The organism is Dinoroseobacter shibae DFL 12 = DSM 16493, assembly GCF_000018145.1.
In the GTDB taxonomy this organism is placed as follows: Bacteria; Pseudomonadota; Alphaproteobacteria; order Rhodobacterales; family Rhodobacteraceae; genus Dinoroseobacter; species Dinoroseobacter shibae.
In genome coordinates this window covers 3594141-3606986 of record NC_009952.1, presented here as the reverse complement: position 1 = coordinate 3606986, position 12846 = coordinate 3594141, and the positions used below count along the sequence as shown (strand labels likewise).

Annotated in this window: 10 protein-coding genes; 6 read left to right on the top strand and 4 right to left on the bottom strand. The window is 62.3% G+C overall.

Going from position 1 to position 12846, the window contains the following annotated elements; translation table 11 throughout:
• Positions 1-144 precede the first annotated feature (144 nt).
• From DSHI_RS17345 to DSHI_RS21510, 5 genes are all read left to right on the top strand, one after another.
• Positions 145-486, top strand: a complete 342-nt coding sequence (locus tag DSHI_RS17345) for a DUF2853 family protein (RefSeq protein WP_012180082.1) — start codon at positions 145-147, stop codon at positions 484-486.
• A 440-nt stretch (positions 487-926) separates the two neighbouring features.
• On the top strand, positions 927-2816 hold the full coding sequence (locus DSHI_RS17340; protein ID WP_157865356.1) for a hypothetical protein: 1890 nt from the start codon (positions 927-929) through the stop codon (positions 2814-2816).
• Complete coding sequence (locus DSHI_RS17335) at positions 2816-3391, top strand: RNA polymerase sigma factor (RefSeq protein WP_012180080.1); 576 nt, start codon at positions 2816-2818, stop codon at positions 3389-3391. The genes DSHI_RS17340 and DSHI_RS17335 overlap by 1 nt, the downstream gene beginning before the upstream one ends.
• On the top strand, positions 3391-3987 hold the full coding sequence (locus tag DSHI_RS17330) for a hypothetical protein (RefSeq protein WP_012180079.1): 597 nt from the start codon (positions 3391-3393) through the stop codon (positions 3985-3987). Before DSHI_RS17335 ends, DSHI_RS17330 begins: the two co-directional genes overlap by 1 nt.
• Positions 3984-5474 carry a S8 family serine peptidase gene (locus DSHI_RS21510; protein ID WP_012180078.1) on the top strand — a complete coding sequence of 497 codons (1491 nt, stop codon included), beginning with the start codon at positions 3984-3986 and terminating at the stop codon, positions 5472-5474. The genes DSHI_RS17330 and DSHI_RS21510 overlap by 4 nt, the downstream gene beginning before the upstream one ends.
• Before the next feature lie 588 nt (positions 5475-6062).
• Here DSHI_RS21510 and glpK read toward each other — a convergent pair.
• On the bottom strand, positions 6063-7553 hold the full coding sequence (gene glpK / locus DSHI_RS17320; protein ID WP_044028119.1) for a glycerol kinase GlpK: 1491 nt from the start codon (positions 7551-7553) through the stop codon (positions 6063-6065).
• 126 nt (positions 7554-7679) lie between these two features.
• On the opposite strand from glpK, the gene DSHI_RS17315 reads away from it, so the two are divergent.
• Entirely contained in the window at positions 7680-9005 is a 1326-nt protein-coding gene (locus tag DSHI_RS17315; RefSeq protein ID WP_012180076.1) for an amidase, read from the top strand.
• Between the two features lie 74 nt (positions 9006-9079).
• On the opposite strand, the gene DSHI_RS17310 is transcribed toward DSHI_RS17315, so the two are convergent.
• The 3 genes from DSHI_RS17310 to DSHI_RS17300 all read right to left on the bottom strand — a co-directional run bounded on the left by DSHI_RS17310 (position 9080) and on the right by DSHI_RS17300 (position 12816).
• Positions 9080-10588, bottom strand: a complete 1509-nt coding sequence (locus DSHI_RS17310) for a heme biosynthesis protein HemY (protein WP_012180075.1) — start codon at positions 10586-10588, stop codon at positions 9080-9082.
• A gap of 10 nt (positions 10589-10598) precedes the next feature.
• Positions 10599-12026: a hypothetical protein gene (locus tag DSHI_RS17305; RefSeq protein WP_012180074.1), complete on the bottom strand. Its 1428-nt coding sequence runs from the start codon at positions 12024-12026 to the stop codon at positions 10599-10601.
• 73 nt (positions 12027-12099) lie between these two features.
• A complete protein-coding gene (locus DSHI_RS17300) occupies positions 12100-12816 on the bottom strand; it encodes a uroporphyrinogen-III synthase (protein WP_012180073.1) in 717 nt (238 codons plus the stop codon).
• Positions 12817-12846: the final 30 nt, after the last annotated feature.

Genomic DNA, 12846 nt, shown 5'->3' with positions numbered 1-12846 from the left:
ACCAGACCGAAGCGCCAGCAGGCTTGCGGCGGTTCCCCGCGGTTTTGGGCCCCTGCTTCGTTTGGGGCTTTATTTATGCGTCTTCAAAAGTCAGGGTTTCAAACGGCGGTAGCATCGCACCGTCGGATGTATTTGGAGAAGAGTATGGGTAAGCGAGACGACCTGATTGCGCAGTATGCGGACGACTTGAAAAACAAATGTGGCATGACGCCGGACATGGATCTGCTGACAAAGGTTACGATCGGTTGCGGGCCGTCGATCTACGATGCAGACGCGTCCACGGTGGCAAGTTCTCAGCCGGGTGAGCTGGAGACGGTCAAGCAGAACTTCCTGATCAAGAAGCTCGGTCTGGCGGATGGCCCGGAACTGGATGAAGGCATTGCAAAGGTGATCGAGACCTATGGCAAGTCCGAGCGCAACAAGCACCGCGCGGTGGTCTACTACATGCTGACCAAACACTTCGGCAAGGAATCCTTCTACGCCTGAGCAAGTGCATTTGAGTCAAAGCTGGCTCAAATGCAGTCTACTAAGCATTAGGCGAAATGCGAAACCTCGCGTATCACAACGAAGTCCCGCCAGGAGGCAGGACCCGAAAATCAGATACACGTGTGGTGCGCTCGTCAGAGACACATGTGGGTAAGATGGGGGGTCCTGAGGGGTTGGGGCCCCCCATTTTTTGTTGGGATAACCGTCAAACTACCCGCGCCAAACGGGATAAGCACCGTCGTGACAACTGGGGTTCGCATCCGGCGGACCTCAGGTGATGCGGTTGTGTATCTTTTGCGCTGCTTCGTGCCGATCGTTCCGTATTATGGACGCTCGTGGGCACGGCGGACTTGTGTTTCAAAACCAAAACGCGGCAACTTGGACCCGATCTGGATATCGTCGGCTTTGGGGCTGATCCGAACACGTGATCAGGGGTGCAGGTGAGCGGTTCTTCCCGCATACGCGAGAATATTGCGGTCGCAGCGCTTGCTTTGGTCCTTTCTCAGCCAGTGACTGCGCAGGAGCGTGTGGCCGCAACACCGCTCGGCACCCTGGAACGTGGCGGGTTCGCGGTTCTAGAATTGGATCAGGTCTTCCCGCTCTCGCGCCTTCTGGTGGAGATCGATGGCGACGAGGTTCTGGAACCCCTGTCGCTCGACCGGGAGTTCCTGATCGTCCCGATTCCGGAGAACCTTCGAGGGACACGCCATGAGCTCGTACTGTTTCGCACTGTCCCGGGGACCCAGGTCGAGATCGAACGGTGGAGCTTTCAGACCTTCGCGCAAGGCCAGGTCGATTTCGGATCGACGGTAGATCTCGATGCGGGGGTTCGCAGAACCGAAGACGGAGAGACGGATCAGTTCGCCACTCTGAACGGCGCCCTGGATTTCGACCTCGGGCTTGGGGCCTTCACCGGTGAGTTGAATTTTCTTTGGGACAGGAACGCCTTCGGTGACGATGAGAGCGAGCTTTTCGTCGACAGCTATTTCCTGCAGTTCCGCCAACAGCTCGATTTTGCGGATCTATTTCTTAAGGTGGGTACACATTTCATCGAGAATGACACCTTGGTGATGGACGAGTCGCAGCGCCGGGGTGTGTCGGTGACACTCGGTGATCCGACGGAAACCCAGCGCGCCCGGGTCTTCGCCTTGCAAGCCAGTTCGTCTGTCGATGATCAGAACATCAGTGGTCTGGAGGATCCGGATGATCTGGTCTTCGGCGCCGAAGCCGCGTTCTTTCCGGTGCCGGGCAGCATCTTCAAGCTTTCGCTGGCCGCACAAGAGGGCAAGGCACTGCTCGGCCCTTCGGCGTTCCCCGGTGAGGGATCGGCCGCTGGCGTCGCGGTCAGTGGAGGGATCGGGCCCAGCCCGTTGACCTACGAAATCCTGGCACGCACATCGGAATGGACAGATGTGTTCGGCCGGATCACCGGCACATCTTATCAGGCCGAGCTGAGCTATACGCTTCTGCCCGTGGATGATCCCCGGGCCCTCGAGGTCTCGATCCGGCACTTTCGAACCAGCGCGGACTATTTTTCGGCACTCGATCCGGAGTTCATACCCGGTTTGCAGGGCAATGGCGTGACGGTGAGCTGGTTTGGCCCGGCTGTGCAATGGTCCCTGGAGGCCAGCCGGGCCAAGACCAACACCGACGGCCTGCGCACCCGGGAGCGGGACAAGATCACCGCAGTGAGTTTCGATGCCGTCTACGATCCTGGCGTCTTCACCGGCGGCTTCCTGCTGGGCACCACGTTCGGGTTTTCGGCCGCTTATTCCCAGCAAGAGCGTATACGCTCCCCTTTCTCGGGAGCAGCCCCACAGGACAACCAGCAGGTCTCCCTGCAATTCAACATTGATCAGCAGCGCGCGCGCACCGCTTGGGGCGTTGCCTACAGCTATGAGATTTATGACGATGAAACGCCGACGGATTTCGACGAGGAATTACAGCGTATCGATGCCATCTACGCCTATACGCCTAGTGAAGAGGTCACCGCGATTGCTGCTGCGGGCTACCAGTATATTGACGCCTTCGGCGATATATCCGAGTCCGCCGAGCTTGTGCTCTCGCTGGACTACGAGTTTGTCCCGAACCAGTGGAGCGTGGTCCTGGAAGCCGGACTGACCGAGAGCGATGGGCCGATCGGTGCGGATGGCCAATTCGGCCGTGCGGAAGTGGCCTATGAATTCGCTCCTGAGAATGAGATCTATCTCGGAATGCTGTATGGCGCGGGTACGACCGTGTTGCCCTTTGCGGAAAACGATGGGTGGGCAGTCGTGGCGGGCATTCGGCTCGAGTTTGACCTTTTCTCGAGATACCGGGATCAGTTCTGATGACACATGGGCAAAGTGCCGAGAATACGCGGCTCGCAGACTTGCTTGTGCGGATCGCGAACGAGGACCGCGCCGCTTTCGATGCGCTGTACCGCGCGCTGGAAACTCCGGTCTACCGATTTATTCGGTCAAAATTGAACGATCCCTTCGAGTCAGCCGACATACTCCATGACGTCTTTCTGGAAGTGTGGCGCAGTGCAGGCCGCTTTGAGGGGCGAAGTTCAGTGAAATCCTGGGTGTTCGGGATTGCCTACCGGAAAGTGATTGATGTGTTCAGAAAGTCAGCGCGTACCGACTTGACCGACAGCTTTGAGGAGGAGGCCGATACCGACCCGAACCCCGAGCAGTGTCTGGCCACGGCCGAGAACAGTGCCCATCTGCTCTTTTGCATGGAAACGTTGAAGCTCGACCAGCGCGCCGCGATCCAACTCGCATTCTTCGAAGATCAGGGATACCGCGAGATTGCGGCGGCCCTGGACGTTCCCGAAGGCACGGTGAAAACCCGCATTTTCCACGCCAAGAAGCTCTTGATGCGGTGCCTCGAGGGGCGGCGTGTAACGATGGGGGACGTCTGATGTCGGACGCGACGAATACCGAACTACAGGAACTTCTCCCGTTCTGGGTCAACGGCTCCCTCGATGAGGCCGACAGCGCTCGGGTGGCAGAGGCCGTCGCGCGCGATCCCGCGTTGCAGCAGGAGGCTGCGCTTTTGCGTGCCATGAGGGCGAGCCTGAAGCAAACCCACGAGGCTCATACCGGGCCAGGGGAATTCGGGCTGGCGCGACTGCATCGGTCGCTGGATGCAGATGCATCCGTACCCCAGAAAGCCAATCCGCCCCAGCGCGCGCTCGCCTGGGGGGTAGGGTCCGCGCTTGCCGCCAGTCTCGCGACCGTCTTGGTTCTGGGACTGCAAGGCGGCTCCGGGCCCGAGCCCTTGTATGAACAGGCGTCTGGCGAGCCAGCCGCCATGGTTGTCACGTTCTCACCGGAGGCGTCCGTGGCCGAGATTTCGGCGCTTGTCCGCGACAGTGGGCTGACGATCATTGACGGGCCGTCCTCCTTGGGGCTTTTTCGTATGATCCTCCTGCCGGGGGAGGATGTCTCGCTCGCCGGATTGGCGGCAGAATTGGAAGAGGATGAGCGCGTCCTGCGCGTTGATATAGAGGAATGAAGCCATTCAAGGCGCTTCTGGCGCTGGTTCTTGTCGGGCTCTTATGGTCGTCGCCGTCACAGGTGGCGGCCCAAACTGCGCCTGCATTGCCTGAATGCGTCAATCCCGGCGACCTGATCACGATACCGCGGGTGCGCAACCCCCCGCCGATCCGGGCGACCTTGTTCCTCGATTTCGGCGATTTCCGGGTGCGCGTGCTGATCCGGAACGTGACCGCGTCCAGTTTCAGTTTCCGCATGCCCCGCCTGCAGCGCACTCCCCGAAACGGAGAGTTCGAACTGGTCGTTCGGCTGCTGCTGGGGGTGGAACGGACGCTGCGCACGGGCCGCATTTGTCAGGGCAGGCTCTTGGAAGAGGCCTTGGACCGTATTCCGGATGTTCCAATTCGCCCCGCCACCGGCAACGAGGTGGCCGCTCCCAGTGGGGGTCCGGAATATGTCCTCGCGGGTACGGACCAGGAGATCGCCCGGGCGCGTGTCGTGCTGCGTGGGGCGCGGGCGCAGATCTTGCGCTCCCAGCGGCTGGGCTCTCTTGGTCAGAGCCTTCTCTTTGTGGATCTCGCCGGGGCACTCACCGAAGCGCAGGCTCGCGCGCTGCTTGCTCGCGAAGGCATACGTTCGGCCATCGGGACGCATACGGTCTACAGTTTGTCTCAGTCCAGTGGCGGGCGCGCCGGACTACGCCTGTTCGCGACAGCCCTGGTGCGGCCCGATCCGGGGCGCAACTGTACCCTGACCCGCCCCGTGCGGGTCGGTCTGATTGACGGACCCCTCGATCTGCGCACGCCGTCCCTGACCAATGTACGGGTGACCAGCCTGTCGGTTCTCAGACCGCGGGAGCGGCCCGGTTCTACCGCCCATGGCACGGGGATTGCCGCCCTGATCGCGGGCCAGGCCACCACGCAAGGTCCGGCGGGTCTCGCACCTGGGGCGGAGTTACTCTCGGTGGTGGCGTTTGCACGGGCGGGGGGGCGCGACCTCGCCCGGCTCGAAAATATCGCACTCGGTCTCGATTGGCTGGTCGAGCGGGGTGCAGACGTGGTCAACATGTCGCTTGCTGGCCCCCCGAACGAGGCGTTGGCTGCCCTGGTGGAGATCGCCGATCAGCAGGGACTGATCATGGTGGCCGCCGCCGGCAACCGGGGCGAGCCGTCCCTGGGATATCCTGCCGCCGATCCGCGCGTTCTTGCGATTACGGCGATCGATGCGGACAAACGGATCTACCGCCGGGCCAGTTTCGGGGCGGGTATGGATTTCTCGGCGCCGGGCGTCGATATCGCGGTGCCGGATCGGCGTGGCTGGTCCTATCGCTCGGGCACGTCCTACGCCGCGGCAGTCGCCACCGGGCTTGTGGCGCAGAAGCTGGCGCAGCAGCGGCTGACTACGGATCAGTTGCGTGCAAGCTTTCGGCGCAGTGCCGAGGACCTCGGGCCTTCGGGATATGACCCCCGATTTGGTTGGGGTCTCATGCGCGGCGACCCCTGCTAAAAAAAGATCAAAAAATTTGAGTCATGTTTGAACCATTCATGGGGCTGGCACGACTTACGAATGTCCCGGTTGCAACGGGACATCTTTCGGAGGGCCGGAGGCGCAGATCGTTTGTTTAGATTTCTGTAAATCGCCCTTTCCCCAACTGGCGACGCGATTTCTGCCCCGCCCTCCGAAAGATCTTGGTGTGTGTTTTTGATGTGTGTGTGTCTTGAGTACGAGTTTGTGTGTGTGTGTAACGAGTGATCACGATGTTCGTGGACCAGAGGAACAGATGGCCCTTTCAAGCCGATAGCGCGTTTGAAAGGGCCTCGTTCCAGAGAATTTTCGGCGGCTTCGGCGGCTGACAGAGATCCCGGGTGCATGTGTGCACGGGTAAGACATGGGCGCCGATCCTGCATTGCCTTGGGACGCCACTCCCCCAAGCGGCGGGATCGCATCACGGCCCAAACGTTGGTCCGACGCGTGACAGTGCGTAGGTGACGAGTGAGTGAAGAGTGTTTGGGTGCGAGTAATGTCGGACCAGTTTGGCGACCGGCGCCAGGGTGAAAGCCTTGGTCGTCCGGTCGCCATTCTTGTTTTCAGGGTTCAGGCTTGTTGCACGGCGGCGACGGCGCGTTTCCAGGCTGCGTATTTCGTATCGCGTGTGGTGGCGTCCATCTTGGGCTCGAACCGCTGATCCAGAGCCCAGTTGGCTGCAAAGCCCGCGCGATCCGGGTACAGCCCGGCCTTCTGCCCGGCGAGCCAGGCGACACCCAGCGCGGTGGTTTCCGTGATCTTCGGACGGTCGACTGGCGCGTCGATGATGTCGGCGAGGAATTGCATGGTCCAGTCGCTTGCGGTCATGCCACCATCCACCCGCAGGGTCGGTTGCCCTTCGCGGGCATCGGACCAGTCCTTATGCATGGCTTCCAGCAGGTCGCGGGTCTGATAACCGACGCTTTCTAGGGCGGCGCGGGCGAACTCTTCCGGACCCGACCCGCGCGAGAGGCCAAAGACCGCCCCGCGACACTCCGCATTCCAGTAGGGCGCCCCGAGGCCGGTGAAGGCTGGCACGAGGATCACGGGATCATGGGGATCGGCGGCCTCGGCCAGCGGCTGCGTCTCGGACGCGTTGGCGATCAATTTCAGCCCGTCGCGGAGCCATTGCACCACCGCACCGGCCACGAAAATCGAGCCTTCGAGCGCATAGGTTGGTTTTCCGTCGAGCTGGTAGGCGATTGTCGTGAGAAGCCGGTTGGTCGAGGTGACCGGTGCTTCGCCCGTGTTCAAAAGCGCAAAGCACCCCGTTCCATAAGTCGACTTCAGCATCCCCGGCTCAAAGCAGGCCTGCCCTATGGTGGCGGCTTGTTGGTCCCCGGCCACGCCGAGGATCGGAACCGCGCCGCCCAGATGCTCGGGTGTGCAGGTCCCGAACTCTGCATCGCAGTCATGCACCTGCGGCAGCATCCCGAGGGGGATATCGAACAGCGTGCAGATCTCTGCGCTCCAAGCGCCCTTGTGGATGTCGTAGAGCATGGTGCGCGCCGCGTTGGTTGCGTCGGTGACATGGGCGGCCCCATTCGTCAGCCGCCAGATGAGGAAACTGTCGACGGTCCCGAACAAAAGCTCCCCTGCCTTGGCACGGTCGCGCGCGCCCTCCACGGTATCGAGAATGTATTTCAGCTTGGTGCCTGAGAAATACGGGTCTGCCAGAAGGCCGGTCTGCGCCGTGATCAGTGCATCATGCCCAGCCTTGCGCAATTCGGCGCAGAAGGGGGCAGTGCGCCTGTCTTGCCAGACGATCGCGTTGTGGATGGGTTTGCCGGTGGACTTGTCCCAAACCACGGTCGTCTCGCGCTGGTTGGTGATCCCGATCCCGGCGAGGTCCGTAGCAGCCAGCCCGGTCCTTTCGAGCACATTCCGACAGGTCCGCAATACCGTATCCCACAAGTCCTCGGGATCGTGTTCCACCCAGCCGCTATCGGGATAATGCTGCGCAAATTCTTCCTGCGCGATCGAGACGATGTTCATATCCGCGTCAAAGACGATGGCGCGGCTCGAAGTTGTGCCTTGGTCAATGGCGAGCACGTGGCGCACGGTTCCCTCCCCCGGTCGTGGCTTCAGCGCCCTCAGGTTTAGGAGGAACTGCCCGCGCTGTCGATCCAATGCGCAGGCTAAACCCGCCTCTTTTCAATCCGCGTCAAATCGCATCAACTGCAGCGTATGAGTGACCGATCCGACCTCCCCGACCTGAGCCTGCAACAGATGTCCGCCGCCCTCCGCACCGGGGAGGTCACGGCCCTGGCCCTTCTCGATGCGCATCTCGACAGGATCGCAGCGCGGGATCCGTCGGTGAAGGCCTGGGCGTGGCTCGATCCGGACCAGGCGCGGGCACAGGCAATCGCGCTGGATGCCGCGCAGGCAGAGGGCAAGGCGCTGGGACCCTTGCATGGCATTCCGGTAGGGTTGAAGGACGTGATCGACACGGCCGACATGCCGACCGAGAACGGCACCCCTCCGGATGCGGGCCGCCAACCTGATCAGGATGCCTGGATCACGGCACGGTTGCGGGCGGTGGGGGCCGTGATCGTGGGAAAGACTACGACCACCGAGCTTGCCTTCCTCAACCCGACGGAGACCCTGAATCCGCATAATCCGAACCATACTCCGGGTGGTTCGTCCGCGGGGTCCGCGGCCAGTGTCGCCGCGGGAATGGTGCCTCTTGCTGTTGGTACGCAGACCGGAGGCTCGGTAATACGGCCCGCGGCCTTCTGTGGGGTGGTGGGTGTGAAACCGACTTTTGGCGCGATCCCTCGGCAGGGGGTGACGATGCAGTCTCATACTCTGGACACCTTGGGCGTTTTCACGCGGGATGCCGAGGATGCCGCCTTTGCTCTGACCTGCATGATGGATACGGAGGATTCCGATCCGGCCACGCTCCCCCCACAGGATGCGCATCCGGCGATTGCCGGGGCTACGCGCCCGCCGGTCTTCGGCTTCGTGCGCCCCCCGGAATGGGACCGGGCCTCGGCAGAAACCAAGGCTGCGCTGGAGAAACTGGCACAGGCGCTTGGCGCGATCCCGCTATCTCTGCCCGAGAGTTTCGAGCAGGTCGCGGACCTGCGCGCACGGATCAATTTCGCCGAGATGGCATGGCATTATAGTCGGTATCGCACGGCTGGTTGGGATGCACTCAGCGCTGCGACACGGGACGCGATGGAGGCCGGAGCAGCATGCGCGGCCGTGGACTATCTCGCGGCGCTGATGCAGCGAGAGCCGCTCTACGCCTCGCTCGATCCGCTTTTCTCGCAGGTTGACTGCCTGCTGTGCCCCTCGGCGCTGGGCGCGGCGCCGGAAGGCTTGTCGAGCACCGGGGACGCAATTTTCAACGGGCTGTGGACCTTCATGGGCACGCCTTGCGTGACGCTGCCCCTGCCCGAGACAGAGAAGGGCTTGCCTATTGGCGTACAGCTGGTCGGAAGGCGTGGAGAAGACCGCGCGCTCTTGTCCAAGGCGATCTGGTTGCAGGGCCATATGGGTAAAAACTGACGTCTTCGGCGACGAGGCATCAGTCTGGACCGGGTACCGGACCCATTGCGCTCAAGACAGAAGCAGTATGGAGATCAGGCGCTTTTCTGCGCGGGCGCTTCGTCCTCTTTTGACACGTTATCATCCCCGGTCTCGGTCGGTGTGATGTCCACGACATCGGGCACAATCACCTCTTCCTCCGGGTCTTTCTTGGCGCTCTGATCTGCGATGGCTCCGACGATCAGTGGCAGCATCTCAGCTGAGTTGGTCAGCGCGATTTCGGATTCCGGTGGTTCCACCCAAGACAGGGAGTCGAACGCACCACAATTGCCGCAGACCGGCGTCCAGGAGGCATGGATGTTGTTGCAGTTCTCGCAGGTCCATTGCGGCCCGCGTGAGGCGGTGACTGCCTTTGCCAGCCACGCACGCACGATCGCGTCGTCCGAACCTTCGCCGCGCTCTACTGCCGCCATTATTGTGAGCGACCGGGCGTTTGGCTTGGTCTCGTAGAGATCACCCATGGCTTTTCGGGCGGCGGGGAAATCCTCCGCGGCGATGAAAAGCTCCGCCATCAGCAGTCGCGACTCGTCATGGTTCGGGTTCGGTTTCACCAAGGCCTCAAACCGCTTGATCCGTGCCGCGGCGGTCTCGTCCGGGACAATCTCGGCATATGCTGCGGCCAGTTCGGGATGTGGGTTCAGCTCCCACGCTTTCCTCAGCAGCTTGGTTGCCTGCCGTTGCTTGCCCGCACGGATGGCCATCCGTGCGGCCAGCGCGGCAGACGGCACGAGACCGGGTGCCAGCCGGTTCGCCTCGTTGGCATGGGCTTCTGCCTTGTCCATCTTCCCTGCTTCCACCGCGTCGGCGGCCTCGCTATAGGCCAGAACGGCATCGCGGCGCTTGTGCACGTCACGCGGCAGATCCCCGGATTTGAGTTTCGCCGCCAATGTCTTGCGCGCGCCCGCCCAGTTCTCGTCCCCCGCCTGCAGGCGCAGCAGTGTATCCTGGACCTCGCCATTGCGCGGTTTCAGGGCAAAGGCTTTCTCCGCCAAGGCCATGGCGGTTTCCGTATCGCCCTCGCTCAGCTTCTGATGGAGCAATCCGCGCACACCCACGAACTTGGTGCGCTCGTCCGTCAGCATTTTCTTGTAGGTCTCGGTCGCCTTGGCGCGGTCCCCGGACAGCTCGGCGGCTTGCGCGGTCAGCAATTGTGTCAGGTCCGGTCGTCCGAGATAGCGTTCGGCCCGCGCGGCCTTGGCCATTGCAACCCGGCCTTCACCTGAGGCCAGCGCCATCATGCCCTGCGCCAATGCTTCGAATCCTTTGCGCTCGCGGTTCCGCATGAAGTAGCGAGAGATGGCTGTCTCGTCGCCATTGAGGAACTTTAAAGTCGCCAAAAGCAGACCCGCCAACTTGAAGAGCAGATAGGCCGCCCCAAGCAGGACCAGCGACAGAACAACCGCCGCCACCGGCGACAGCGTGAACTCCGTCGACGCGAGGGAGATCCGCACCTGTTCTCCCGTTTCCATGAGTAAGGTGGCACCAAAGGTAAGCGCCGCGACCAGCGTGACGAAAATCAGGATCTTGAGAAGTGACCAAAGCATCGGGGCGCCCTCAGTTGGAGTTCAGTTCAGCGGCCAGCGTGTCGAACGCGGCGAGCGCGGCGACACGGGCCTCGGCGGCCCCGATCCAAGGCGCCATTGCGGCCTGACCGGCGTCGGGAAGTGTGGAGATCTCGGCAAGCGCGGCTTCGAGCTGCCCGGCGCTGACGGCTTCTTGTGCCCGTGACAGGACGGCATCCGGGTCATCGCCCTCCCGCGGCTCAAGCGACCGAGCACCGACCTGTGCCCGAAGGAACGCTACGGCACGGTCAACCGGATCGTCACTGACCGTGGCTTTCAGCGACTCCGCCAAGCCAGCCCGCGCCGCTGCCGGGAATTGCCGTTGCAGGTCCAGAAGCGTTTCGACCCCGGAAGCTGATACTGCCGAGAGCGCCTCGGGCGCTTCCACCGTGAGGTTGTCCAGCGAAGCGGCAAGGGGTGCACCGTTTTCCAGTGCGGCGGCGATATTCGCCAGCGCCGCGCGGTTGGTGGCTGCATCGACTGCCGCTTGCGTTTCGTTTTGCAGGGCACCCGCTTGGGCGCGGACCTGCTCCATTTCCGCCTCTGCGGCGGCGGCCATCTCGGCCAGCTGGGCCTGCATTGCCTCGTTCTCGGCTTGCTGTTGCGCCAAAGTCGCCTGCAACGCCGCCATGGCAGCGGTGTCGGCAGAGCCGGTGCCTTCGGGCAGGGCAGCGATCGCCTCCATTTGCGATTCGAGATTTGCGAGAATGTCCGACTGCGCCGAAATCTCGGACTGAACCGCGCCGACTTCGCCCTGAATCTCCGCCAGGGCTGTTTCGACTGATTCAACCGACCCGACCACTGCGTCCATCCGAGGATCCTCGCTGCCAGCCTCTATTGCCGCTGCGATCTCGCTCTGCATCGCCGCGATCTGGTTTTCGAGGTTGCTGATTTGCGCGCGTTCCGCTGCGAAGGGGTCTGGGTCACCGGACGCGAGAATGCCCTGATCCACGAGGTAATAGCACAGACCGAACCCTATGCCGGCCGCGACGACCCCGCCGAGGAATGGGCCCATGAAGCCCCCCTTCTTTTCGACGACTCGCTCCACCGGTTCGGCTGCTTGCGGCTCGGAGGCGGGTTCGGGGTCTGAGGACGGGGTCTCATGGCTCCGATCTATCTCGTCGGCTCGTGTCTCTTCCATGGTTGCCGCGGTGTCCGCGTCCGTGTCATTGCGCGCAGCCTCGGACGTGGTCTCGTCGCTGGCGCTGGTCTCGCCGACAGGCTCGACCGGGTCCTGCGCAGTCTCGCTATTCCTGTCTTTGGCGGTGTCCACTTCGCCGGGCTGTTCGTCCAGGATTTCGGCGTCTTCAATCTGGTCTGTCTCGGGGGTGTCCGTGTCGGGCTTCGGGCTCTCCTGAGGTTGATCTGTGTCCGAAACCTGATTTTCCGGGGTGTCTTTTGGGGTCTTCGGATCTGACACGGACTAAATCCTTCCAAGAATTTTTATGGAGCCATGCGCCCGAATCCTCTTCCCGACCGCACCGCGTGTCAGACTAGCCAGAGGTCCTGCCCGCCTCAAGATGATTGCCCCCTGCATATGCCAAAAGAGCGTCCCGCATTGCCGCAGCATTGGGCTTTTCGAGGATACTTATCCCGCTATAGGCGTGTTCGGGGAGTTGTTCTGCAACCGCTGGGCTCATTGCGATGATCTGCGCTGTGCGGGCCGTCGGGCAGGCGTTAGTGAACAAGCAGGCCGTTCGGGGCGAGAAAAGTGGCACGGCGCAGGGTCCTTCGAGGATTGCGCGCGCCGTTTCGCTCAGCTCAACGGGCGTCTGATCATAGGCGATGATCTCTGCAACCTCCTTGCCCAGATCACGCAATGCGCCCGCAATATCGCCGGTCGTATGCTTGCCGCGAACATGGACGAAGGGCCCGGGGTATGCAGCGGCGAGGTCCAGAATGGCACGGGCGTCCCCCTCCGCCGAGATGGCGTCGAACCCCAGATCGCGCGCGATCGCAGTCGTCTTTGTCCCGACGCAGAGCGCGGACTGCCCAATGCCCGGGTGTTGCGTCGCATAGGCCGTGACACCATTGCCGGAGGTAAAGATGAGCGTCGCTGTCTCGGGGGCTGGCGGCAAATCGTCGAGATGAAGGATGTGCAGCAGCGGGGAGATGACAGGCCGCAGGACAGGCGGCAACGTCGCAGCAAACTGTTCCGATTGCGCCCGTGGGCGCGTGAGCAGAACAGGCAGCGGCGGTTGTGTGACCATGCCCCCGGTGTTAGCTGCGAGAAGAGTTTG

Coding starts and splice junctions, on each gene's coding strand:
- DSHI_RS17300 (WP_012180073.1), bottom strand. CDS start 12,816: ATGGTCACACAACCGCCGCTGCCTGTTCTGCTCACGCGCCCACGGGCG.
- DSHI_RS17315 (WP_012180076.1), top strand. CDS start 7,680: ATGAGTGACCGATCCGACCTCCCCGACCTGAGCCTGCAACAGATGTCC.
- DSHI_RS21510 (WP_012180078.1), top strand. CDS start 3,984: ATGAAGCCATTCAAGGCGCTTCTGGCGCTGGTTCTTGTCGGGCTCTTA.
- DSHI_RS17330 (WP_012180079.1), top strand. CDS start 3,391: ATGTCGGACGCGACGAATACCGAACTACAGGAACTTCTCCCGTTCTGG.
- DSHI_RS17310 (WP_012180075.1), bottom strand. CDS start 10,588: ATGCTTTGGTCACTTCTCAAGATCCTGATTTTCGTCACGCTGGTCGCG.
- DSHI_RS17335 (WP_012180080.1), top strand. CDS start 2,816: ATGACACATGGGCAAAGTGCCGAGAATACGCGGCTCGCAGACTTGCTT.
- DSHI_RS17345 (WP_012180082.1), top strand. CDS start 145: ATGGGTAAGCGAGACGACCTGATTGCGCAGTATGCGGACGACTTGAAA.